Origin of the sequence: Acidovorax sp. SDU_ACID1 (genome assembly GCF_045291395.1) — a bacterium.
Lineage (GTDB): Bacteria > Pseudomonadota > Gammaproteobacteria > Burkholderiales > Burkholderiaceae_C > MR-S7.
This window is the reverse complement of sequence record NZ_CP152342.1, coordinates 3147913-3170693: the sequence shown is the minus strand read 5'-3', so window position 1 is coordinate 3170693 and position 22781 is coordinate 3147913. Positions and strand designations below refer to the sequence as shown.

Annotated in this window: 20 protein-coding genes; 13 read left to right on the top strand and 7 right to left on the bottom strand. The window is 69.5% G+C overall.

Annotation, left to right across the window (positions count from 1 at the left end; translation table 11 throughout):
* Nucleotides 1-6 precede the first annotated feature (6 nt).
* Nucleotides 7-957, bottom strand: coding sequence for a Bug family tripartite tricarboxylate transporter substrate binding protein (locus tag AAG689_RS15555; protein ID WP_406622788.1), 951 nt, complete (start codon nt 955-957; stop codon nt 7-9).
* A gap of 129 nt (nt 958-1086) precedes the next feature.
* Here AAG689_RS15555 and AAG689_RS15550 point away from each other — a divergent pair, with 129 nt between their 5' ends.
* Together AAG689_RS15550 and AAG689_RS15545 are read left to right on the top strand one after the other, a co-directional pair.
* Nucleotides 1087-1614, top strand: a complete 528-nt coding sequence (locus tag AAG689_RS15550; RefSeq protein WP_406622787.1) for a LysR family transcriptional regulator — start codon at nt 1087-1089, stop codon at nt 1612-1614.
* A complete protein-coding gene (locus tag AAG689_RS15545; protein ID WP_406622786.1) occupies nt 1521-2045 on the top strand; it encodes a LysR substrate-binding domain-containing protein in 525 nt (174 codons plus the stop codon). Before AAG689_RS15550 ends, AAG689_RS15545 begins: the two co-directional genes overlap by 94 nt.
* Nucleotides 2046-2063: 18 nt before the next feature.
* On the opposite strand, the gene xdhB is transcribed toward AAG689_RS15545, so the two are convergent.
* Complete coding sequence (gene xdhB / locus AAG689_RS15540) at nt 2064-4478, bottom strand: xanthine dehydrogenase molybdopterin binding subunit (protein WP_406622785.1); 2415 nt, start codon at nt 4476-4478, stop codon at nt 2064-2066.
* The gene (gene xdhA, locus AAG689_RS15535; protein WP_406622784.1) at nt 4475-5977 is read right to left on the bottom strand and encodes a xanthine dehydrogenase small subunit; all 1503 of its coding nucleotides are present in this window, start codon (nt 5975-5977) and stop codon (nt 4475-4477) included. Before xdhA ends, xdhB begins: the two co-directional genes overlap by 4 nt.
* 157 nt (nt 5978-6134) lie before the next feature.
* On the opposite strand from xdhA, the gene AAG689_RS15530 reads away from it, so the two are divergent.
* The 6 genes from AAG689_RS15530 to AAG689_RS15505 all read left to right on the top strand — a co-directional run bounded on the left by AAG689_RS15530 (nt 6135) and on the right by AAG689_RS15505 (nt 13141).
* Entirely contained in the window at nt 6135-7067 is a 933-nt protein-coding gene (locus tag AAG689_RS15530; protein WP_034689815.1) for a LysR family transcriptional regulator, read from the top strand.
* A gap of 79 nt (nt 7068-7146) precedes the next feature.
* On the top strand, nt 7147-8721 hold the full coding sequence (locus AAG689_RS15525; RefSeq protein ID WP_406622783.1) for an ABC transporter ATP-binding protein: 1575 nt from the start codon (nt 7147-7149) through the stop codon (nt 8719-8721).
* The gene (locus tag AAG689_RS15520) at nt 8708-9790 is read left to right on the top strand and encodes an ABC transporter permease (RefSeq protein ID WP_406622782.1); all 1083 of its coding nucleotides are present in this window, start codon (nt 8708-8710) and stop codon (nt 9788-9790) included. Before AAG689_RS15525 ends, AAG689_RS15520 begins: the two co-directional genes overlap by 14 nt.
* Nucleotides 9790-10710 carry an ABC transporter permease gene (locus AAG689_RS15515; protein WP_406622781.1) on the top strand — a complete coding sequence of 307 codons (921 nt, stop codon included), beginning with the start codon at nt 9790-9792 and terminating at the stop codon, nt 10708-10710. The genes AAG689_RS15520 and AAG689_RS15515 overlap by 1 nt, the downstream gene beginning before the upstream one ends.
* 35 nt (nt 10711-10745) lie before the next feature.
* Nucleotides 10746-11900 carry a BMP family ABC transporter substrate-binding protein gene (locus AAG689_RS15510; protein WP_406622780.1) on the top strand — a complete coding sequence of 385 codons (1155 nt, stop codon included), beginning with the start codon at nt 10746-10748 and terminating at the stop codon, nt 11898-11900.
* A 77-nt stretch (nt 11901-11977) separates the two neighbouring features.
* Complete coding sequence (locus tag AAG689_RS15505; protein ID WP_406622779.1) at nt 11978-13141, top strand: BMP family ABC transporter substrate-binding protein; 1164 nt, start codon at nt 11978-11980, stop codon at nt 13139-13141.
* Between the two features lie 47 nt (nt 13142-13188).
* On the opposite strand, the gene AAG689_RS15500 is transcribed toward AAG689_RS15505, so the two are convergent.
* From AAG689_RS15500 to AAG689_RS15485, 4 genes are read right to left on the bottom strand one after another with little or no spacing between them, the layout of a single operon-like run.
* The gene (locus AAG689_RS15500; RefSeq protein ID WP_406622778.1) at nt 13189-14487 is read right to left on the bottom strand and encodes an NAD(P)/FAD-dependent oxidoreductase; all 1299 of its coding nucleotides are present in this window, start codon (nt 14485-14487) and stop codon (nt 13189-13191) included.
* On the bottom strand, nt 14484-15230 hold the full coding sequence (locus AAG689_RS15495) for an amino acid ABC transporter ATP-binding protein (RefSeq protein WP_020227030.1): 747 nt from the start codon (nt 15228-15230) through the stop codon (nt 14484-14486). The genes AAG689_RS15500 and AAG689_RS15495 overlap by 4 nt, the downstream gene beginning before the upstream one ends.
* The gene (gene ehuD / locus AAG689_RS15490; RefSeq protein WP_406622777.1) at nt 15227-15892 is read right to left on the bottom strand and encodes an ectoine/hydroxyectoine ABC transporter permease subunit EhuD; all 666 of its coding nucleotides are present in this window, start codon (nt 15890-15892) and stop codon (nt 15227-15229) included. The genes AAG689_RS15495 and ehuD overlap by 4 nt, the downstream gene beginning before the upstream one ends.
* A gap of 6 nt (nt 15893-15898) precedes the next feature.
* Nucleotides 15899-16672 (bottom strand): ABC transporter substrate-binding protein, encoded by a 774-nt coding sequence (locus tag AAG689_RS15485; protein ID WP_020227032.1) that lies wholly within the window; start codon nt 16670-16672, stop codon nt 15899-15901.
* A gap of 206 nt (nt 16673-16878) precedes the next feature.
* Between AAG689_RS15485 and AAG689_RS15480 the strand changes: the two genes are divergently transcribed.
* The 5 genes from AAG689_RS15480 (at nt 16879) to AAG689_RS15460 (ending at nt 22740) form a co-directional block, all read left to right on the top strand.
* Entirely contained in the window at nt 16879-17676 is a 798-nt protein-coding gene (locus tag AAG689_RS15480; protein ID WP_406622776.1) for an IclR family transcriptional regulator, read from the top strand.
* A gap of 74 nt (nt 17677-17750) precedes the next feature.
* On the top strand, nt 17751-18104 hold the full coding sequence (locus AAG689_RS15475; protein WP_406622775.1) for a cupin domain-containing protein: 354 nt from the start codon (nt 17751-17753) through the stop codon (nt 18102-18104).
* A gap of 97 nt (nt 18105-18201) precedes the next feature.
* Nucleotides 18202-19179, top strand: a complete 978-nt coding sequence (locus tag AAG689_RS15470; protein ID WP_406622774.1) for a Rieske 2Fe-2S domain-containing protein — start codon at nt 18202-18204, stop codon at nt 19177-19179.
* Entirely contained in the window at nt 19179-20231 is a 1053-nt protein-coding gene (locus tag AAG689_RS15465) for an adenosine deaminase (protein WP_406622773.1), read from the top strand. The genes AAG689_RS15470 and AAG689_RS15465 overlap by 1 nt, the downstream gene beginning before the upstream one ends.
* Nucleotides 20232-20319: 88 nt before the next feature.
* Nucleotides 20320-22740, top strand: coding sequence for a penicillin acylase family protein (locus AAG689_RS15460; RefSeq protein WP_406622772.1), 2421 nt, complete (start codon nt 20320-20322; stop codon nt 22738-22740).
* Nucleotides 22741-22781 lie beyond the last annotated feature (41 nt).

The window sequence follows — 22781 nt, the reverse complement described above, 5'->3', positions numbered from 1 at the left end:
ACCTCGTCATTTCTTGGCCACTCCCAGCCGCTTCATCAGGGCGCCTTCTTCCTTGTTGCTCTCGACGATGAATTTGCCGTAGTCCTCCGGGTTCAGGTAGACGATCGGCTGGTCCACCGATGCCAGCACCTTCTTCATGTTGTCCGAGAAAAGCGCCTTCTTGAAGGCGTCATGCAGCTTCTGCACGACCTCCGGCGGCATTCCCTTGGGGCCTGCGAGCCCCCAGGGGGATTCGAAGACCAGGTCGTAGCCGTACTCATTGAGGATCGGGACGGTGTTCCACTTCTTGGTGCGCTCCTTGCCGAAGGTGATGAGAAGACGCATGCGGCCCGAATCGACGTGCGGCGCCATGCCCGAGGAGTCCACGCCGAAATCGATGTGCCCTCCCAGCAGTGCGCTCATGACCTCGCTGCTGCCCTTGTAGGGGATGTGCTGGAATTTCAGGCCGGCCTTCTCGGCGATGGCCTCGGTGGCGAGATGCTGGCTGGTGCCGTGGCCCACGCTGCCGTAGGTCACCTTTCCCGGATGCTGCTTGGCGTAGGCGACCAGGTCGTCCCATGTCTTGAACGGCGAATCCTTGTTGACGACTATCCCGAAGGTGTAGCCGGTCAGGCCGATGATGGGCGTGAAGTCCTTGATGGCGTCGTATTGCACGTCCTGCATGTAGGGCATGCGAATGACGGCGACCGAATGCTGGGTGATGGTGTAGCCGTCGGGCTTGGCCGTGCGCGCGACGATTTGCGGTCCCAGGGTGCCGCCGACGCCGGGCTTGTTCTCGATGACGATGGGCTGGCCCAGGGATGCGGCGGCCTCGGTGGCGAAGGCTCGGAGAACGACATCGGTGGAGCCGCCAGCCGGCCATGGAACCACCAGCTTGACCGGCTGCGTGGGGAAATCGGTCGCCTGGGCAGCGACGCCGGTGAATGCCAGCGCGCAAACGGCCAACAGTTTTCGCATAGATGTATCTCCTGATTTTGGTTTTCAGTGAAGCGGCTGAATGTAAGGAGGAGACAATCAATCAAAAAGCGAATTTATTTTGAGTGGGATCAACCGATGGTTGAAGTCCGAAAGAACCGAGGAGGTGGCATGGCGCATACGAACCAGCGCGCGCAAGGCCTGCTTGCGCGGCTCAAGCTGCGCCACTTGCGCATCGTGCAGGCGCTGGCGGAACTGCAGACCGCGACCAAGGTGGCTGCGCTCTTTCACATCAGTCCGGCGGCGGTGTCCAAGGCCCTGCTGGAGGCGGAGGCCATCGTCGGCATGCCGCTGTTCCTGCGCCAGCACGAGGGCATGCAGCCCACGGAGATCGGCCTGCATCTGATCGAGGGGGCCCGGCTGGTGCTCCGGCAGATGGAGCGCCTGGCGGAGTCCGTGGAGGCTGTCCAGGGCGGCTCGCATGGCCACTTCAGCCTGTCCTTTCGCGCTGCGTCGGCCTACCCGCTCGTCAGCAGCGCGATCTGCGCCTATCGGGAAACGGCGCCGGAGGTCCGGATCAGCGTGGTCGAGGGGGGCTCGTCGACATGGTGGCACGGGTCGAGTCGGGAGAGCTGGACCTGCTGTTCTCCTACGACGACACGCGCCTGGACCGCCCGCATCTGCGCCGGTCGCCCGTGATCACCGGGCAGCGGATCATCGTCGTGGCCAATGCCTCGCATCCGCTGTTCCAGCGCAAGCGCATCGATGCACGGGAGCTGCGCGAGCAGCAATGGTGCATCCCGGCGCCAGGCTCCCGCGTGCGGCACCACTTGCAGGCGGCGTTCCATGCGCTGGACCTGCCTGCGCCGGACCAGGGCGTGGTCGTCAGCGACATGGGCATGACCCTCAGCCTGCTGCAGCGCTCCCATTTCGTCGCGGCACTTCCCCAGCGCACGGCGGATCAGTTTGCCGCGGGCAACCTGGCGCGGGAGCTGCCGTTCCGGCTGTCCGGCAGGCTCGACCCGGTCATGATGGTCTGGAACGATGCCTTGTCTCCGCGGGCATCGGCCAAGGTCTTCCGCGATTTCGTCCGTTCCTATGCGCTGTCGCATGGATACGTGCGGAACTGACGCCGCGCCTGCGCTCCTTCAGACCGACTGCAGCCGCCCCAGGGCGCGCAGCACGTTCTCCGCCGTGGCGGGAGCGGTCAGCTCCACCCGCCCGCCGCAGCCTCGCCCCGCCGCGATGGCGTTGCGCAGGGCCTCGTACACGCTCACGGCCAGCATGAACGGCGGCTCGCCCACGGCCTTGCTGCCGCCCACGTTGTCCTCGCGGTTGGCCTCCGGCCACAGATCGACCCGGAAGTGCGCGGGCACGTCGCCCGTGGCCGGGATCTTGTAGGTGCTGGGCGCGTGCGTGGTGAGCAGCCCCTTGTCGTTCCACACGAGCTGCTCGGTGGTGAGCCAGCCCATGCCCTGCACGAAGCCGCCCTCGATCTGCCCGATGTCGATGGCCGGGTTGATGCTGTGGCCCACGTCGTGGAGGATGTCCACGGCCAGCACGCGGCTCTCGCCCGTCGCGGTGTCGATGGCGACCTCGGTGCAGGCCGCACCGTAGGCGAAGTAGTAGAACGGCCGGCCGGTCAGGGTGGTCTTGTCGTAGTGGATCTTGGGCGTGCGGTAGAAGCCGTCGCTCCAGAGCTGGATGCGGTTGGCGTAGGCCTGCTGCACCACGTCGTCCCACGCGCGCACGGCCTTGGGCGAGATCACCTGCCCGCCGGCGAAGCGGATGGAGCCCGCGCCGCAGCCGTCGAGCCCGCAGACGAAGGCCGCGAGGTTGTCGCGCACGTGGCGCGCGGCGAACTGCGCGGCGCGGCCGTTCAGGTCGGTGCCGCTCGATGCGGCGGTGGCGCTGGCGTTAGGCACCTTGCCGGTGTCGCTGGCGGTGACCAGCACGCGGGCGAAGGGCACGCCCAGCTCGTCGGCCACGATCTGCGCCACCTTGGTGTGCAGGCCCTGCCCCATTTCGGTGCCGCCGTGGTTCACCTGCACGCTGCCGTCGGTGTAGACGTGCACCAGCGCGCCGGCCTGGTTGAACAGCGTGGCGGTGAAGCTGATGCCGAACTTCACCGGCGTGATGGCCAGGCCGCGCTTGAGCGAGGCGTTGCCCTCGTTCCAAGCCGATATGGCCGCCTGCCGTTGCCTGTAGCGCGCAGACTGCTCCAGTTTTGGTAGCAAGTCGTGGAGGATGTTGTCTTCCACCGCCATCTGGTAGTGGGTGACGTTGCGATCCCGCAGGCCGTAGAGGTTGGCCATGCGCACGTCCAGCGCATCGCGGCCCAGCGCGCGGGCGATGTCGCCCAGGATGGCCTCGATGGCGATCACGCCCTGCGGCCCGCCGAAGCCGCGGAACGCCGTGTGGCTCTGCGTGTTCGTCCTGCAGCGGTACGAGGCGATGTCCACGTGCTCCAGGAAGTAGGCGTTGTCGCAGTGGAAGACGGCACGGTCGGCCACGGGGCCGGACAGGTCGGCGCTGAAACCGCAGTTGGCGGCCATGGTGAGCTGCAGGCCCGCGATGCGGCCGTCTTCGCCGAAGCCCACGTCGTACTCGTAGGCGAACGGGTGGCGCTTGCCGGTGACCATGAAGTCGTCGTCGCGGTCCAGGCGCAGCTTGACGGGGCATTTGAACTTGTTCGCCGCCACGGCCGCCCACACGGCCAGGTGGCCGGCCTGCGTCTCCTTGCCGCCGAAGCCGCCGCCCATGCGCCGGCATTCCACGCGCACCGCGTGGTTCTCGATGGCGAGCGCGTGCGCCACCCAGTGCTGCACCTCGCCGGGGTGCTGGGTGCTGGAGTAGATCCACCACTGGCGCTGTTCCAGCGGCAGTGCGTAGGCGATCTGGCCTTCGAGGTAGAAGTGTTCCTGCCCGCCCACCTCGAACGCGCCCTGCAGGCGGTGCGGCGCGGCAGCCAGCGCGGCGGCGGCGTCGCCCCGGCGCACGAAGACGGGCGGCAGCACGTAGCTCTGGGCGGCGAGGGCGTCCTGCACCGTCAGCACGGCGGGCAGGGGGGCGATGTCCAGCTTCACCTGGCGCGCGGCACGGCGAGCGCCCATCACCGAATCGGCCACCACCAGGCCCACGACCTGGCCGACGTGGTGCACGCTGTCGGTGGCGAACACGGGTTCGTCGTGCGCGAAGGCGGCCAGCATCTTGTCGCCCGGCACGTCGGCCGAGAGCACCACGCCGCGCACGCCGGGCAGCGCGAGCGCGGCGGTGGCATCCACGCCGCTCAGCCGGCCGTGCGCTACGGGCGAGAGGATGGGCGCGGCGTAGAGCGTGCCCTTCACCTCGGGCAGGTCGTCGATGTAGTGCGCGCTGCCGGCCACCTGGGCGCGCGCGCTCTCGTGCGGGTGCGAGCGGCCCATGGCGCTTTCCGCCACGGGGGAGCGGGGCGGGGGCGGGGCCTCGGCCATGGGGCCGGCGGCGCCTGCGGCGTCGGCCGCGATGGCGACGGGGTGGTCCTCGGCGTCGCGGCTCAGGGGAGCGTCTTCACGCTGGTTCATGCCAGCACCTCCGCGTCGAGTTGGTCGAGAGAGACGGGCTGCTGCCCGCCCTGGGTTGCGAGCCAGAAGCGCTGCAGCAGCGCGCCCAGCACCTCGCGGCGGTAGGCGCCGCTGGCGCGCATGTCGCTGATGGGGTTGAACTCGGCCTGCAGCGCGGCGGCGGCGCGCTCCACCGTGGCGGCGCTCCAGGACTGGCCGGCCAGCGCGGCCTCGGCTTGGCGCGCGCGTGCCGGCGTGGCGGCCACGCCGCCCGCGCCGATGCGGGCCTGGGCGACGGCGCCCTGAGCGACGGTCAGGCGGATGGCCAGGCAGACGGCAGAGATGTCGTCGTCGAAGCGCTTGGAGACCTTGTAGGCCGCCACGTGCTCGCCCGCCTGGGGCAGGGGCACGTGGATGAAGGTGAGCAGCTCATCGGGCGCCATCACGTTCTGGCGGTAGCCGGTGTAGAGGTTTTCCAGCGGGAGGCGGCGGCTGCCGCGCGTGCTGGCCAGCTCCACCTGCGCGCCCAGCGCGATCAGCAGCGGCATGGAGTCGCCGATGGGCGAGCCGTTGGCCACGTTGCCGCCCAGCGTGCCGGAGTTGCGCACGGGCAGGCCGGCGAAGCGCGCGGCGAAGCGGTGCAACTGCGGCCAGTGCGACTCGATGCGCGCGAAGGCGTCGGCCAGCGGCACGGCGGCGCCTATCGTGAGATGGTTCGCGGGCTGGCCCGCCTGCTCCGTGATGGTGCGCAGCTCCCGCGCGCGGGTCACGTCCAGCAGGCGGTCGAAGCGGCGGTGCTGCTTGGTGATCCACAGCCCCACGTCCGTGGCGCCGGCCACGACCTGGGCCTGCGGGTGGGCGGCGCGTGCGGCCAGCAGGTCGGCCAGGGTGGTGGGAGCGATATAGGCAAAATCGGGCTCCAGCGCAGATCCATCAAGCGCGAGCAGCTCCAATTGTTGTAGCAGTGCGGCTTCGTCGACCGGTACGCGGGGGAGTCGCTGCATCTGCTGCGCGGCGTCCAGGATGGGGCGGTAGCCCGTGCAGCGGCACAGGTTGCCCGACAGCTCCTCGGCCGCCAGCGCGCGGGTCACCTCGCGGCCCTGGCAGACGTGGTTCTGGTACATGCCGAACAGGCTCATCACGAAGCCCGGCGTGCAGAAGCCGCACTGCGAGCCGTGGCACTGCACCATCGCCTCCTGCGCGGGGTGCAGGCCGCCACCGCAGGAGGAGGGGATCAGCGGGTCCTCGGCCAGGTCTTCCACCGTCCACAGCGCCATGCCGTCGATGGAGTGCGCCAGGCGGATGCAGCTGTTGACGGCCTGGTAGTGCACGCGCCCGCCGCGCGCTTCGCCCAGCACCACGGTGCAGGCGCCGCAGTCGCCTTCGCCGCAGCCTTCCTTGGTGCCGGTGGCGCCCAGGTCTTCGCGCAGCACTTCCAGCAGGGTGCGGTCGGGGGCGATGCCGGCGAACTGCACGGGCTGGCCGCGGCGGATGAAGCGGATGGGGCGTGGCGTGGTCATGGGGCCAAGGGTATGCCCTACGCGGGTGGTTTCCAATATGGCCTGGCATATAACCCCGATGCCGCGCGCGCTATGCCGCGTGTACATTGGCGCCCCACGATCTCCCTGCCGCCATCCGGCATATCAAACGGCATATGGCTTGCATGCCCCCCCGCATATGAGAGACCAAGCGCTTTTCGACAAGATCGACCTTCATCTCATCAGGGTATTGCACACCGTGTTGACCGAACGCAGCGTATCGAGGGCCGCCATCCGGCTGGGCATGCACCAGCCGGCGGTGTCGAGCGCGCTCAAGCGGCTGCGCGACCTCTCGGGCGATCCGCTGCTGGTGCGCTCGGGCGCGGGCATGCTGCCCACCGACGCCGCCCTGCGCATGGTGGAGCCGGCTGCCAGCATCCTGCGCGCGGCCGAGGGGCTGTTTTCCGACGCGCGCGGGTTCGACCCGCGCACGGGCACGCGCACCTTCCGCGTGGCCGCCAGCGACTACCTGGACCCGCTGTTCCTGCCCCGCCTGGTCTCGCGCATCAAGACCGAGGCGCCGCTGTGCCCGGTGGAGATATTGCCGCTGTCGGCCGATGCCCACTACCACGCCCACCTGGCCCAGGGCGAGGCGGACGTGGTCATCGGCAACTGGCCCCAGCCGCCGGGCGAACTGCACCTGGGGCGGCTGTTCGGCGACGAGGTGGTGTGTCTGGTCAGCCGAGAGCACCCGGCCGTGCGCCGCGGCTGGACGCCCGAGGAATGGCTGGCGGCCGAGCACATCGCGCCCACGCCCACGCACCCCGGCGCGCGCGGGGTGATCGACGCGCACCTGGACGGCCAGGGCCTGGCGCGCAACATCACGGTGCGCTGCGCGCACTTCAGCCTGATTCCCTCCATGGTGGCGGGCAGCCTGCTGGTGCTGACCACGGGGCGCCAGTTCTGCGAGCGCTTCGCAGAGCGCCTGCCGCTGGTCGTGCTGCCCAGCCCCGTCGAATTCCCCCGCCTGCTTTATTACCAGCTCTGGCATGCGCGCTCGCACCATTCGGCGGCGGGCATGTGGCTGCGCGAGTGCATCCGGTCGGTGGCCTCGTCGCTACGAAAAGAGTAGCTGGTTGAGCTTGTCGGATAAGCGTTGGATGCCAATTTCACCCAAAAAACTACCACGGATTTAGGAGACAATCGCAGGCATGAACCCCACATCTCCTCCCGCTTCCGGCGCGCCGCCGCGGCTGCAGCTGGCGGGCATTACCAAGAGATACCCGGCCGTGGTGGCCAACGACGGCATCTCGCTCACCGTGCAGCCCGGCGAGGTGCATGCGGTGCTGGGCGAGAACGGCGCCGGCAAGTCCACGCTGATGAAGATCATCTACGGCGCCGTCAAGCCCGACGAGGGCCACATGCACTTCGACGGCAAGCCGGTGCAGGTGCGCAACCCGCAGGAGGCGCGCGCGCTGGGCATCGCCATGGTGTTCCAGCACTTCAGCCTGTTCGACACGCTGACCGTGGCCGAGAACGTGTGGCTGGGCCTGGACAAGAGCCTGCAACTGGCCGAGGTGGCGCGCCGCATCACCGCCACGGCCGCGCAGTACGGGCTGGACGTGGACCCCGCGCGCCCCGTCTACACCCTGAGCGTGGGCGAGATGCAGCGCGTGGAGATCATCCGCGCGCTGCTGACCGACCCGAAGCTGCTGATCCTGGACGAGCCCACCTCGGTGCTCACGCCCCAGGCGGTGGAAAAGCTTTTCGTGGTGCTGCGCAAGCTCGCCGGCGAGGGCTGCAGCATCCTCTACATCAGCCACAAGCTGCACGAGATCCGCGCGCTGTGCACCGCCTGCACGGTGGTGCGCGCGGGCCGCGTGACGGGCGTGTGCGACCCGCGCGAGGAATCCAACGCTTCGCTCTCGCGGCTGATGATCGGCGCCGAGCCGCCGGCGCTGGCGCACCGCGAATCCAGCGCGGGCGCCACGGTGCTGCGCACGCAGGCGCTCAGCCTGCCGCGCGTGGACCAGTTCGGCGTGGACCTGTACGACATCGACCTGGAAGTGCGCGCGGGCGAGGTCGTGGGCATCGCGGGCATCTCGGGCAACGGACAGAAGGAGTTGCTCTACGCGCTTTCGGGCGAGGACACGCGTGCCGCGCCCGGCATGGTGCAGATCGGCGGGCAGAACGCCGAGCGCTTGGGGCCGCGCCAGCGCCGCGCGCTGGGCCTGCACTTCGTGCCCGAGGAGCGTCTGGGCCGCGGCGCCGTGCCGTCGATGGGCCTGGCGCACAACCTGCTGCTCACGCGCGGCGACGCCGTGGGCCCCGGCGGCTGGCTGCGCATGCGCCAGCTGCAGGCGCAGGCGCGCGGGATCATCGAGCGCTTCCAGGTCAAGGCGGGCGGCCCGGATGCGGCGGCCAAGTCGCTCTCGGGCGGCAACCTGCAGAAATTCATCGTGGGGCGCGAGATTGGTGCGCGGCCCAAGCTGTTCATCGTCTCCCAGCCCACCTGGGGCGTGGACGTGGGCGCCGCCGCGCAGATCCGCGGGGCGCTGCTGGAGATGCGCGACGCGGGTTGCGCGGTGCTGGTGGTGAGCGAGGAGCTGGATGAGCTGTTCGAGATCTCCGACCGCCTCTACGTGCTGGCCAAGGGGCGCCTGTCGCCCTCCGTGCCGCGCGCAGAGGCCACGGTGGCGCGCATCGGCGAATGGATGAGCGGGCTGTGGCATGCCGACGTGCAGGCCCATCTGGCACAGCAGGAGGTGGACCATGCTCAAGCTTGAGGCGCGCCCCCAGGCCTCGCGGCTGTGGACGTATGGATCGCCGCTGCTGGCGCTGGCGATCACGGTGCTGATCGGCGTGCTGCTCTTCGCGGTGCTGGGCAAGGACCCGGTACGCGGGCTGCAGGTGTTCTTCTGGGAGCCCGTCAAGTCGCAGTACGCGCTGGGCGAGCTGGCCGTGAAGGCCACGCCGCTGCTGCTCATCGCGCTGGGGCTGGCCGTGTGCTTCCGCTCCAACGTCTGGAACATCGGCGCCGAGGGGCAGTTCGTCATCGGCGCGGTGGCGGCCGGCGGCATGGCGCTGCTGGCGGACAAGACCACGGGGCCGTGGATCATCGGCGCCATCCTGCTGGCCGGCGTGCTGGGCGGCATGGCGTGGGCCGGCATCACGGCGCTGCTGCGCGACCGCTTCAACGCCAACGAGATCCTGGTGAGCCTGATGCTGGTCTACGTGGCCACGCTGGTGCTGGGCTACCTGGTCTACGGACCTTGGAAGGACCCGATGGGCTTCAATTTCCCGCAGACCAAGATGTTCGAGCGGGTGACGCAGATGCCCAAGCTGTTCACCGGCTCGCGCGTGACCATCGGGCTGCCGCTGGCGCTCATCGGCGCGGCGCTGCTGTGGGTGTTCCTGTTCCGCACCCGCGCGGGCTTCGCCCTGCAGGTGGGCGGGCTGGCGCCGGCCGCGGCGCGCTACGCGGGCTTTTCCAGCCGCCGGGCGCTGTGGAGCGCGCTGCTCATCTCCGGCGGCGCGGCGGGCCTGGCCGGTGCGCTGGAGGTGGCCGGGCCCATCGGCCAGCTCACGCCCTACGTGCCGGCGGGCTACGGCTTCGCGGCCATCATCGTGGCCTTCGTGGGGCGGCTGCACCCGGTGGGCATGGTGTTCTCGGCGCTGCTCATGAGCATGTTCTACATCGGCGGCGAACTGGCGCAGTCGCGCCTGGGGCTGCCCAAGTCGCTCACGGGCGTTTTCCAGGGGCTGCTGCTGTTCACGCTGCTGGCGTGCGACACGCTGATCGCCTACCGCGTGCGCTGGGTGGGCGCGAAGACTGATCCGAGGGGAGCCCGCTGATGGAATCGTACGCATTGCTGCTGGGCAGCACGCTGAGCGCCGGCACGGTGCTGGCCATCGCAGCGCTGGGCCTGCTCATCAACGAGAAGGCAGGCATCGTCAACCTGGGCGCCGAGGGCATGATGCTCTGCGCGGCCATCGCGGCCTTCGCTACGGTGGTGCACACGGGCAGCTTCTTCCTGGGGCTGCTGGCCGGCATGGCCGCCGGGGCGCTGCTGGCGGCCATCTTCGGGGTGCTGGTGATCTGGTTCAACACCAACCAGTACGCCACGGGGCTGGCGCTGTCGCTGTTCGGCGTCGGGTTCTCGGCCTTCGCGGGCATCAGCTACGTGCAGGCCAAGCTGCCCGAGACGCCCAAGTTCTCCTGGCCGGCGCTGGGCGACCTGCCCGTGGTGGGGCAGGCGCTGTTCCGCCAGCACCCGCTGGTCTACCTCACCGTGGTGCTGGCGCTGCTCATGGTCTGGTTCCTCTACCGCACGCGTGCGGGGCTGGTGCTGCGTTCGGTGGGCGAGTCGCCCGAGTCGGCCCACGCGCTGGGCTACCCGGTGCGCCGCATCCGCCTCGCTGCGGTGATGGCCGGCGGCGCGCTCTGCGGGCTGGCGGGCGCCTACGTCTCCACGGTGTACACGCCGCTGTGGGTGGAGGGCATGGTGGCCGGGCGCGGCTGGATCGCGCTGGCGCTCACCACCTTCGCCACCTGGCGGCCGGCGCGCGTGCTGCTGGGCGCGTACCTGTTCGGCGGCGTGACCATGCTGCAGTTCCACCTGCAGGCCACGGGCGTGCAGGTGGCGAGCCAGCTGCTGTCCATGCTGCCCTACGTGGCCACCATCGTGGTGCTGGCGCTCATCTCGCGCAACCCGGCCTGGATCCGTGCGAACATGCCGGCCTCGCTGGGCAAGCCGTTCTATCCCGGCAGCTAGTTTTTTCGTTTTCCATTCCTTCCGAAGAACTTCCAATGAATGCACTGAACAAACGCTCCCTGTTGAAGGCCGTGGCCCTGTCGGCCGTGACGCTGGCCACGCTGGCCGCCTGCGGCAAGAAGGAGGAGGCGCCTGCACCCGCTGCGGCGCCGGCCCCGGCTGCCGCGCCCGCGGCGGACAAGCTCAAGATCGGCTTTATGTACGTGAGCCCCATCGGCGACGGCGGCTGGACCTTCCAGCACGACCTGGGCCGCAAGGCCATCCAGGAGAAGTTCGCAGGCAAGGTGGAAACCTCCTTCGTCGAGAGCGTGCCCGAGAGCGCCGACGCCGAGCGCGTGCTGCGCGACATGGCCGGCCAGGGCAACAAGCTGATCTTTGCGACCAGCTTCGGCTTCCAGGAATACGTGCAGAAGGTGGCGGCCGACCTGCCGGACGTGAAGTTCGAGCACGCCACGGGCTACAAGCAGGCCGCCAACGTGGCGACCTACGACACCAAAACCTTCGAGGGAGCCTACCTCGCCGGCATCGTCGCGGGCGGCATGACCAAGACCAAGACCGTGGGCGTGGTGGCTTCGGTGCCGATCCCCGAAGTGGTGCGCAACATCAACAGCTTCGTGCTCGGCGCGCAGAGCGTGGACCCGTCCATCAAGGCCAAGGTGGTCTGGGTGAACGAATGGTTCAGCCCGCCCAAGGAGGCTGAGGCCGCCACCTCGCTGATCAACGGCGGCGTGGACGTGATGTACCAGAACACCAACTCGCCCGCCGTGCTCAAGACGGCCGAGGAACGCGGCGCCCGCGCCTTCGGCAAGGACGGCGACATGAGCGCCTTCGCGCCCAAGGCTCACCTGGGCTCGGCCGTGGTCGACTGGACGCCGTACTACTCCAAGGTGGTCGAGGACACGCTCGCGGGCAACTGGCAGGGCGGCAACTTCTGGTGGGGCGTGAAGGAAGGCGCGATCGACCTACTGAAGATCGCCGACGACGTGCCCCAGGAAATCAAGGACCGCGTCGAGAAGGCCCGCGCGGGCCTGAAGGACGGCAGCTTCGCCGTCTGGGCCGGTCCCATCAAGGACAACACCGGCAAGGAGCTGCTGGCCGCGGGCCAGGTGGCCGATCTGCCGTTCCTCACCGGCATCAACTTCTACGTCGCCGGTGTCGAAGGCAAGGTGCCGGGCGCCGAGGGCAAGTAGGCACGGATTTTGTGTAAGCATAGGCAGTCCGGCGCCGCGCCTGGCTGCTCCTCCTCTTCATTTCCCGAAGGAAACCCATGACTGATTTGCACAAACGCTCCCTGCTCCAGATGGCCGCGCTGTCGGCCGTCGCCGCCGCGGCCCTCGTGGGCTGCGGCAAGAAGGAAGAGCCGGCGCCCGCCGCTCCGGCCGAGCCGGCACCGGCCGCTGCGCCTGCGGCCAAGCCCGAGCCGCTGAAGATCAGCTTCGCCTACGTCGGCCCCGTGGGCGACGGCGGCTGGTCCTTCGCGCACGACCAGGCGCGCAAGAAGCTCGAAGCCGAGTTCGGCGACAAGATCCAGACCAGCTACGTCGAAAGCGTGCCCGAGGGCCCCGACGCCGAGCGCGTGCTGCGCGACATGGTCACGCAGGGCAACAAGCTGGTCTTCGGCACCACCTTCGGCTACATGGACGTGATGCAGAAGCTGGGCGGCGAATTCAAGGACGTGAAGTTCGAGCACGCCACCGGCTACAAGACCAGCGAGAACGTGCGCACCTACGACAGCCGCACCTACGAGGGTGCATACCTCGCGGGCATCATCGCCGGTGGCATGACCAAGACGGGCACGCTGGGCGTGGTCGGCTCGGTGCCGATTCCCGAGGTGATCCGCAACATCAACAGCTTCACGCTGGGCGCGCAGAGCGTGAACCCCAAGATCAAGACCAAGGTCGTGTGGGTCAACGAATGGTTCAGCCCGCCTAAGGAGACCGAGGCCGCCACGTCGCTCATCAACGGCGGCGCCGACGTGCTGTTCCAGAACACCGACTCGCCCGCCGTGCTCAAGACCGCTGAGGAAAAGGGCAAGCGCGCCTTCGGCTGGGATTCGGACATGACCGCCTACGGCCCCAAGGCCCACCTGGGCTCGGCCGTCATCAACTGGGCGCCGTACTACATCAAGGCCACCAAGGACGTGCTCGACGGCACCTGGGCCACGGGTCAGAGCTGGTGGGGCGTGAAGGAAGGTGCGATCGACCTCGTCTCCATCGCCGAGGACGTGCCTGCCGAGATCAAGTCCAAGGTCGAAGAGGCGAAGGCCGGCCTGAAGGACGGCAGCTTCGTGATCTGGAAGGGCCCGATCGTGGACAACGCCGGCAAATCCGTGCTGGAGAAGGACGCGGCGGCCGACGACAAATTCCTCACCGGCATCAACTTCTACGTCCAGGGCGTGGAAGGCAAGGTGCCGGGCAGCGACAAGAAATAAGCCGCAGGGCTTTGCTGCCAAAGGCCGCCCGTCTTGGGCGGCCTTTTTCATGCGCCGATCCGGTCCAGCAGGCTGTACCAGGCCACGCCGGCAGCGATGTAGAAGCGCTGCAGCCCGTGCAGAGGAATGGGCTGCAGCGGCGTGACCGGGAAGGGGCATGCCGATGCCGGCCCGCCCGCCACCAGGGCCGCCACGTGCCTGCCCAGACTCGTCGCCATGGCGATGCCGCGCCCGTTGTAGCCCAGCGCCATGGTGATGCCCGGCGCGGGCTGGTGCAGGTGGGGCATGAAGTCGCGCGTGACGGCGATGCGCCCGGCCCAGCGGTACTCGTATTCCACGGGGCCGAGCTGCGGGAACATCAGCGCCAGCGCGCGTTCGAGGTGCGCGAAGTCCTGCGGCCCCTGCGGGTCGGCGAAGTGGCCGCGGCCGCCCATCAGCAGCCGGCCCTGCGCGTCCTTGCGGAAGTACAGCAGCAGCCGCTGCGAGGTCGAGCCTGTCTCGCCGCCGGGCAGGATGTCCGCGCCCGCCGCGCCCAGCGGCTTCGTCGCCACGATGAAGCTGTTGGCGGCGAGCACCGTGCGCGCCAGCCCCGGCCACAGGCCGTCGGTATAGCCGTTGGTGCCCAGCACCACCTGCTGCGCCCGTACGCGGTGGCCTTGCGCCGTGATGGCGACCCAGTGCGTGCCCTGACGCTCCAGCGATACCACGGGCGAGCCGCCGTGCACCTGTACGCCCAGGCCCTGGGCAGTGCGCACGAGGCCGCGCACGTAGGCCAGCGGCTGGATGCCGCCTGCGCGCCCGTCGAGCCAGCCGCCCGCGAAGGCCGGCGTGCCGATGCGCGCGGCGGCGGCGGCGCGGTCGAGCATCTCCACGCGCACGCCGCGCCGCTCCCACTGCCGGGCGCGTGCATGCATGCCGTCCACGGCCTGCTGCGTATAGCCCACCTGCAGCCAGCCCGCGCGCACCGGGGCGCAGTCGATGGCGTGGCGCGCGATGAGCTCGAACACCAGGTCCGCCGAGCGGGACACGGCGTCGATCAGCGGCTCGGCATGCTCGGCGCCGTAGAGGCGCACGAGATCGTCGGGGTCGTGCTTGAGCGTGGGGTTGACCTGCCCGCCGTTGCGCCCCGAGGCGCCCCAGCCGGGTGCGTGCGCGTCGAGCACGCACACACGCGCGCCGCTCTCGGCCAGGTGCAGCGCGGCCGACAGGCCGGTGTAGCCCGCGCCGATGACGAGCACGTCGGCGGAGAGCGGGGCATCCAGCGCGGGCGTGTCGGGCGCGGGTGGTGCCGTGGCCGCCCACAGCGAAGGGGCCGCGGGGTGCGAGGCTATCGGGCGGGCGCTCATGCGGCACCTCCTGCCGGGGCGTGCAGCACGCGGCGCAGGAAGTCCTGCGTGCGCGCATGGCTGGGTGCGCCGAGCACCTGCGCGGCGGGCCCTTCCTCGACGATGCTGCCGCTGTGCAGGAAGCACACGCGGTCGGCCACCTCGCGCGCGAAGCCCATCTCGTGCGTCACCACGATCATGGTCATGCCTTCGTCGGCGAGCTGGCGCATGACCTCCAGCACGTCGCCCACGAGCTCCGGGTCGAGCGCCGAGGTGGGCTCGTCGAACAGCATGGCCTCGGGCTTCATTGCGAGCGCCCGCGCGATGGCCACGCGTTGCTGCTGGCCGCCGGAAAGCTGCGCAGGCCAGGCCTGGGCCTTGTCTGCCAGGCCCACCTTGCGCAGCAGCTCCAGCGCCTCGGCGCGGGCCTTGTCGGGCGTTTCGCCCTTCACGTAGACAGGGCCTTCCATCACGTTCTCGACCACCGTGCGGTGCGGGAACAGGTTGAAGCGCTGAAACACCATGCCCATGCGGCTGCGCAGCTTGTGGATGGAAGGCGCGCGGTTGTCCACGCGCTCGCCGAAGGCGCGCACCTCGCCGCCCTGGTAGGACTCCAGGCCGTTGATGCAGCGCAGGACCGTGGACTTGCCCGAGCCCGAGGGGCCGATCAGGCACACCACCTGGCCGCGCTCCACGCGCAGGCTCACGCCCTGCAGCACGCGGTGGTCGCCGTAGGCCTTTTCGAGGCGGTCGATCTCGATCATGGCGTCTTCCTCCCCGCGCCGAAGCGGTGCTCCAGCCGCCGCAGGCCCCAGACCAGCGGCAGGCTCATCGCGAGGTAGAGCAGGGCGACCAGGGTGTACACGGTCATGTTCTGGAAGGTGGACGAGGCGATGAGCTGGCCCGCGCGCGTCATCTCGGCCACGGTGATGGTGGAGACCAGCGACGAGTCCTTGAGCATCATCACCAGCGTGTTGCCGTAGGGCGGCAGTGCGATGCGGAAGGCCTGCGGCAGGGTCACGCGGCGCATCAGCAGCGCGGGCCGCATGCCCATGGCCAGCGCCGCCTCGCGCTGGCCCGGGTCCACGGCCTCGATGCCGGCGCGGAAGTTCTCGGCCTGGTAGGCCGAGTAGGCGATGCCCAGCCCGATCACCCCGGCCTGGAAGGCCGTGAGCTGGATGCCGATTTCCGGCAGCACGAAGTAGATGTAGAAGAGCTGCACGATGATGGGCAGCCCCCGGATCACGTTGATCACGGTGGATGCGCACACCGAGATCGCGCGCACCGGCGAGAGCTTGCCCAGTGCCAGCACCAGCCCGATCACGCTGGACAGCAGGAACGACAGCACGGTGACCTGCACCGTGACCACCGCCCCCTGCAGCAGGATGGGCAGGAACTCGCGCGCGTGTTGGATGAAGCCTTGCATGGCGTCTCAGATTCCCCATTTCTTCACGATGGCTGCCAGCGTGCCGTCGGCCTTGATCGCGGCGATGGCCTTGTTCAGGCGCTCGCGCGTGGCCGTGTCGCCCTTGCGCACCACGAGGCACACGTCACCCACGTTCGAGGGCTTGTAGCCTTCGGCCAGCTTCACGCCCTGGAAGGTGTTCTGGCGGATCTGGTAGGCGATGATGGGCTGGTCGCCCAGGCCGGCCTTAATGCGGCCGAGCGCGAGGTCGCGCGTCATGTCGGCAACCGAGTCGTAGCTGCGCACCTCCTTGAAGATGCCCTTCTTCTGCAGCATGTCGATGAACACCGTGCCCACCTGGGCACCGACGATCTCGCCCTTGAGGTCGTCGAGCGAGGCGTAGGCCTTGGCGTCGTCGGCCTTCACGATCAGGCCCTCGCCATACGAATAGACGGGGTCGCTGAAGTCCACCACCTGCTCGCGCGCCGGGGTCTTGAGCATGGCGGCCGAGACGATGTCGATCTTGTTCGAGGTGAGCGAGGGGATCAGCGCAGAGAACACGGTCTGCTGGATCTGGACCTGGAAGCCGCCCGCCTTGGCCACCGCCTGCGCGGTGTCCACCATCATTCCCTGGATGCTGTTGGTCTTCACGTCGAGGAAGGTGAACGGGATGCCCGTCGCCGTGGCCCCCACGTTGTAGGAGGCGGGTGCGGCGCCCTGCGCCGCGGCCAGCGTGACGGCGCCGGCGGCGCACAGGCCCATGGCGATGCGGTGGAGGTGGCGGCGGGTGAAGCGGTGCATGGATGGCTCCTTGTGGCAAGTGAAGGGATGGGCCGCGCGGCGCGCCCGGGCTATGGCGCCCGGGTGCATTTGCGCTTTCCTGGCTTTGCAAGAACGGTGCCAATGATCGATTTCAATGAATCTTTAATGAATAGATTCAAACCACTAAAAGATTCAATCGAATCGATATTCGATATTTCAAGGAGGAAAAGCTATACTTCATTCCCATGGACATGCCCGCCCCGCCCGATGAGGACACCAACCCCCTGTTCAACCAGTCGCTGGAAAAAGGGCTGGCCGTGCTCTGCGCCTTCAGCGCGCAGCGGCGCAGCATGACGCTGGCCGACGTGGCGGCTGCCGCGGGCATCAGCAAGAGTTCGGCGCAGCGCATGGTGTTCACGCTCGAGCAGCTCGGCTTCGTGCGCAAGCACCCGCAGACGCGGCGCTACCAGCTCACGCCGCGCGTCATGCGCATCGGCTTCAACTACCTCGCGGCCAACCCGCTGATCGACCTGGCCAACCCTTACCTGTCGGAACTCACCAACGTGACGACCGAGACCACTTGCCTCACCGAGCCCGACGGGCTGGACATGGTCTACGTGGCGCGCTTCATCAGCGCCCAGTTCGTGCCCGTGCACATGCCCATCGGCAGCCGCATCCCGATGTACTGCACAGGTTCGGGGCGCGCCTGGCTCAGCGCGCTGCCGGACGCCGAGGCGCTGGCGCTGCTGCGCGCCAGCGAGCGCGTGGCCCACACCCGCCATACCCTCACCGACGAGGCCGCCATCCTGGCCGAGCTGGGCCAGGCGCGCCAGCGCGGCTACGCCATCAACCGCGAAGAGTTGTTCCTGGGCGACATGACGCTCGGCGCCCCGGTGATCGGCAGCCATGGCCGGCCCGTGGCGGCCGTGCACATCGTGGCGCCCACGAGCCGCTGGACGCCCGAGGAGGCCGAAAGCCGCCTGGGCCCCGCGCTGCTGGCCTGCGCCCGCTCGCTGAGCAATTCGGTGCGCGCGCTGGCCTAGCGCAGCTCCTGCACCTGCACCTGCATGGTGCGTGCCATGCACCGTTCCCGTTTCCCTTTCCAAGGAGTCGCACCATGGGTATCCAGATCATCCGGCAGAGCGCCACCGCGCCTGACCTGCAGGACCACGGCACCGTCGCCGTACCGCTGAGCGCGCCCGCCTGCGCCCTGCGCGGGCTGGACGTGGCCATCCCGCAGCGCCCCGGCACCGAGACCGGGCTGTGGGAGTGTTCGCCGGGCCGCTTCCAGCGCCAGGTGGCCTCGGGCGAGGTCATGCACATCCTCGCGGGTGCGGGCTGCTTCCTGCCCGAGGCCGCGGGTGCGGAACCGGTGGAGTTCCGTGCGGGCGATACGCTGTTCTTCCCGCCCGATACGCGGGGTGTATGGGAGATCCGCGAGGCGGTACGCAAGCTCTACGTGATGGTCTGAGGGTGGTCTGCAGGCGCATGGAACGGCGCTTGCGTTTATCCTTGCCGGCAGCCCCGGCAAGGCCGGGTGCGGCCCCCACGATACGCACACCACACCCATGATCGAAGCCACCCTCTGGCACCCCGTCGCCGCGGTGCAGGACATAGCCCAGGCCCCTTGGGCCGCGCGCCTGCTGGAGCGCGACATCGTGCTCTGGCGCGACGCCGATGGCCGCCTGCAGGCCTTTGCCGACCAGTGCCCGCACCGCGGCGCGCGCCTCTCGCTGGGCCGTGTGCACGGCGGCCGGCTCGAGTGCCCCTACCACGGCTGGCAGTTCGCCGCGAACGGCCAGTGCGTGCACGTGCCTGCACTGCCGCATTTCACGCCGCCGGCCACGCACTGCGCCCGCCACTACGAAGTGCGCGAGGCCCACGGCCTCGCATGGGTGCGGCTGGAGGCGGGAGATGCGCCGCTGCCCGCCTTCGCGGCGGAGGACGATGCGCACCTGCGCAAGCTCCTGTGCGGCCCCTACGACGTGGCGGCGAGCGCGCCGCGCATCGTGGAGAACTTCCTCGACATGTCGCACTTCGGCTTCGTGCACGAGGGCTGGCTGGGCGCGCGCGAGGCCGCGGCCATCGAGGACTACCGCGTGGAGCGCACGCCCACCGGCCTGCGCGCCACGGGCTGCAAGGCCTGGCAGCCGCAGTCCAATCTGCATTCCACGGCGCCCGCGCAGGTGGAGTACGAATACGAGGTGACGGGGCCCTACGCGGCCGTGCTCACCAAGGTGCCCGAGGCGGGCACCACCGCCGTGCAGGGCTGGCGCGAGTCCATCGCGCTCTACATCTGCCCCCTCGCGCAGGAGGCGAGCCGCGTGTGGTTCCGCCTGGCCGTGGCCGACTTCGACGCGCCCGACGAGAAGCTGCGCGCCTTCCAGCACACCATCTTCACGCAGGACCAGCCGGTGCTCGAATCGCAAAGGCCCGGGCGCCTGCCGCTCGACCTGCGGGCGGAACTGCACACCGCCGCCGACAAGGCATCCTCGGCCTACCGCCGCTACCTCCAGGCCAGCGGCATCACCTTCGGAGTCTGCTGATGTACAAGGTCCCGCCCATCGCCCCCGAACGCCTGCCGGGCCTGCTGGCCGCCATGCCCAAGGCCGAGCTGCACATCCACATCGAGGGCTCGCTGGAGCCCGAGATGATCTTCGCGCTGGCCGCGCGCAACGGCGTGGCGCTGCCCTATGCCAGCGTGGAGGCCCTGCGCCGGGCATATGCCTTCACCGACCTGCAGAGCTTCCTGGACATCTACTACGCGGGCGCCAGCGTTCTGCTGCACGAGCAGGACTTCTACGACATGGCCCGCGCCTACCTTGCGCGGGCAGCGGCTGACAACGTGGCGCACGCCGAAATCTTCTTCGACCCGCAGACGCACACCGCGCGCGGCGTGGCGATGGAAACCGTGGTGAACGGCCTGCACCGCGCCTGCACCGACGCACGGGCCGCGCAGGGCATTTCAGCGTCGCTGATCCTGTGCTTCCTGCGCCACCTGAGCGAGGAAGACGCCTTCGCCACGCTGGAGCAGGCCCAGCCGCTGCTCGACCGCATCGTCGGCGTGGGGCTGGACAGCAGCGAGGTCGGCCATCCGCCCGAGAAGTTCGCGCGCGTGTTCGCGCGCTGCCGCGAGCTGGGCCTGCACGTGGTGGCCCATGCGGGCGAGGAGGGGCCGCCGGCCTACATCTGGAGTGCGCTGGACGTGCTCAAGGCCGAGCGCATCGACCATGGTGTACAGGCGGTGCACGACGCGGCGCTGATGCGCCGCCTGGCCGAGGAGCGCATCGCGCTCACCGTGTGCCCGCTGTCCAACCTGAAGCTGCGCGTGTTCCCGCGCCTGGAGGACCACAACCTCAAGCAGCTGCTGCAGGCGGGCCTGGCGGCGACGGTGAACTCGGACGATCCGGCCTACTTCGGCGGCTACCTCAACGCCAACCTCACGCAGACCTTCGCCGCGGTGCCGCAGCTCACCGCGCGCGATGCCTACCAGCTCGCCTTCAACAGCTTCGAGGCCAGCTTCGCGCCGCAGGCCGACAAGCGCGCCTGGGAGCACCGGCTCAAGGAGTGCTTCGAGCTCTACGTCGAGAACGACTGAGGCCCTAGGACCACGATAGCGTCTATCCTGTGCATGCCCGCCGCTGCGCCGCAGCGGACCCGGGGGCGATAACGACAGGAGACAACGCATGAGAGAGAGCATCCACCGCGGCGCATGGCCGCGTTCCGTGCTGACCCTGGCCGCCGTGGCGGCACTCGCAGCCTGCGGAGGCAGCGGCGGGGGCGATGGCAGCACCTACAGCGCCGAGATCCGCCGCACCACCATGGGCGTGCCGCACATCAAGGCCGGCAACTGGGGCAGCGCCGGCTACGGCTTCGGCTACGTGCAGGCGCAGGACAACCTGTGCACCATGGCCGACTCGTTCCTCACCTACCGCGGCGAGCGCTCGCGCCACCTCGGCGGCAGCGCGCAACTGGTCTACAACAGCACGCTGGGGCGGCCGCGCAACATCGACTCCGACTTCTTCCACCGCCACGTCATCTCCGACGAGGCGGTGGACCGCACGATGGCGGCGCAGCCGGCCAAGCTGCTGCAGATGGTGGAGGGCTTCGCTGCGGGCTACAACCGCTACGTGCGCGAAGCCAAGGCCGGCGGCTCGGCCCATGCGGCCTGTCGCAGCGAGGCCTGGGTGCAGCCCATCACCGCGCGCGACGTGTGGCGCCGCATCTATGCCGCCAACCTGGCGGGCGGCTACAGCAACTTTGCGGAGGCCATCGCCAATGCGCAGCCGCCGCAGGCCAAGGCCGGCGCGCAGGAGCCCGCCGCCTTCGAGCCGGGCCGCACGCGTGCGCCGAGCCTGCAGGTGGGCGGCGAGCTGGGCGTGGGCAGCAACATGTACGGCTTCGGCACGGCGGCCACGGGCGAAGGCAGCGGCGTGCTGTTCGGCAACCCGCACTGGTACTGGAAGGGACCGGACCGCTTCTACCAGGCGCAGCTCACCATCGACGGGGAGGCGAACGTGAGCGGTGTGTCCTTCCTCGGCCTGCCGGTGATCCAGATCGGCTTCAACGACAGCGTGGCCTGGAGCCACACGGTGTCCACGGCGCGGCGCTTTGGCTTCTTCCAGCTGTCGCTCGTGCAGGGCGAGCCCACGAGCTACCTGCGCGACGGCGTGCCGGTGAAGATGAAGCCTGCCACCATCACCGTGCCCAGCCGCAATGCCGATGGCTCGGTGAGCGACGTGACGCGCACGCTCTACCACTCCGAATACGGCCCGCTCGTGAACCTGGCGGGCCTGAACCCCGCGCTCGCCTGGAGCCAGGGCATGGCCTTCGCCATCCGCGACATCAACGGCGAGAACTTCCGCACGCTGCGCACCTGGATGCGCTGGAACCAGGCCAAGTCGCTGGACGAGTTCATCGCCATCCAGAAGGAAGAGGCGTCGATCCCCTGGGTCAACACCGTGGCCGTGGGTCGGGGCAGCGCCAAGGCCTGGTACGCCGACATCGGCGCCGTGCCCAACGTGTCGCCCGCGCAGACGGCGGCCTGCACCACGCCGTTCGGCATGGCCGTGGGCCAGGCGCTGCCCAACGTGCCGTTCTTCGACGGCTCGCGCAGCGAGTGCGACTGGCTCACCGACGCCGACTCGGTGCAGAAGGGCGCGGTGGGCGTGTCGCGCATGCCCAGCCTGCAGCGCGACGACTACGTGGGCAACATGAACGACAGCTACTGGCTGGCCAACGTGCATGCGCCGCTCACGGGCTATCCGGCCATCTTCGGCCCGGCCGGCACCAGCGCGCAGACCCTGCGCACGCGCATGGGCCACACCATGGCGCTGGAGCGGCTCGCAGGCACCGACGGCTATGCGGGCAACAAGGCCACCAGCGCCGTCGTGCGCGAGATGGTGCTGGGCAGCCGCGTGTTCTCGGCCGAGCGCTTCAAGGACGAGGTGCTGGACCTGATCTGCACGCCCGCGCAATGGACGGTGAACGGCGCTGCGGTGGACGCCGCCCAGGCCTGCGCCGTGCTGGCCGCATGGGACAACCGTGGGCGCAAGGACTCCAGGGGCTCGCACCTGTGGGACGAGTTTTGGAGCCGCGTGCCCACCGCCAGCCTGTTCACGGTGCCGTTCAGCGCGGCCGACCCGCTGAACACGCCGCGCGGCATCAACGCCGCAGCGGCCGACGCGCTGCGCCAGGCCATGGCCACGGCCATCGCCCGGGTGGGGCAGAGCGGCTACGCGCTGGATGCGCCGCGCGGCGAAGTGCTGTACGCCACGCGGGGCGGCACCCGGCTGCCCCTGTATGGCGGCTGCGGCGCGATGGGCTACTTCACCATCACCTGCTCGGAGAACGACATCACCCAGGGCGGCTACAGCATGGACGGACAGCCCAACGCCAGCAACAGCTACATGCAGGTGGTGAGCTTCTCGGCCAGCGGCGTGCAGGCGCACACCTTCCTGACCTTCTCGCTGTCGGACGACCCGGCCTCGCCGCACCATGGCGACTACACCAAGGCCTACAGCGCCGGGCAGTGGCTGCGCGTGCCGTTCACCGAGGCGGAGATCACCGGCAACGCCGACTACCGCACGGCCACCGTGAAGGAGTGATCCTGCAAGCCCCGGCGGGGCGGAGCCTTCCCGCCCCGCCG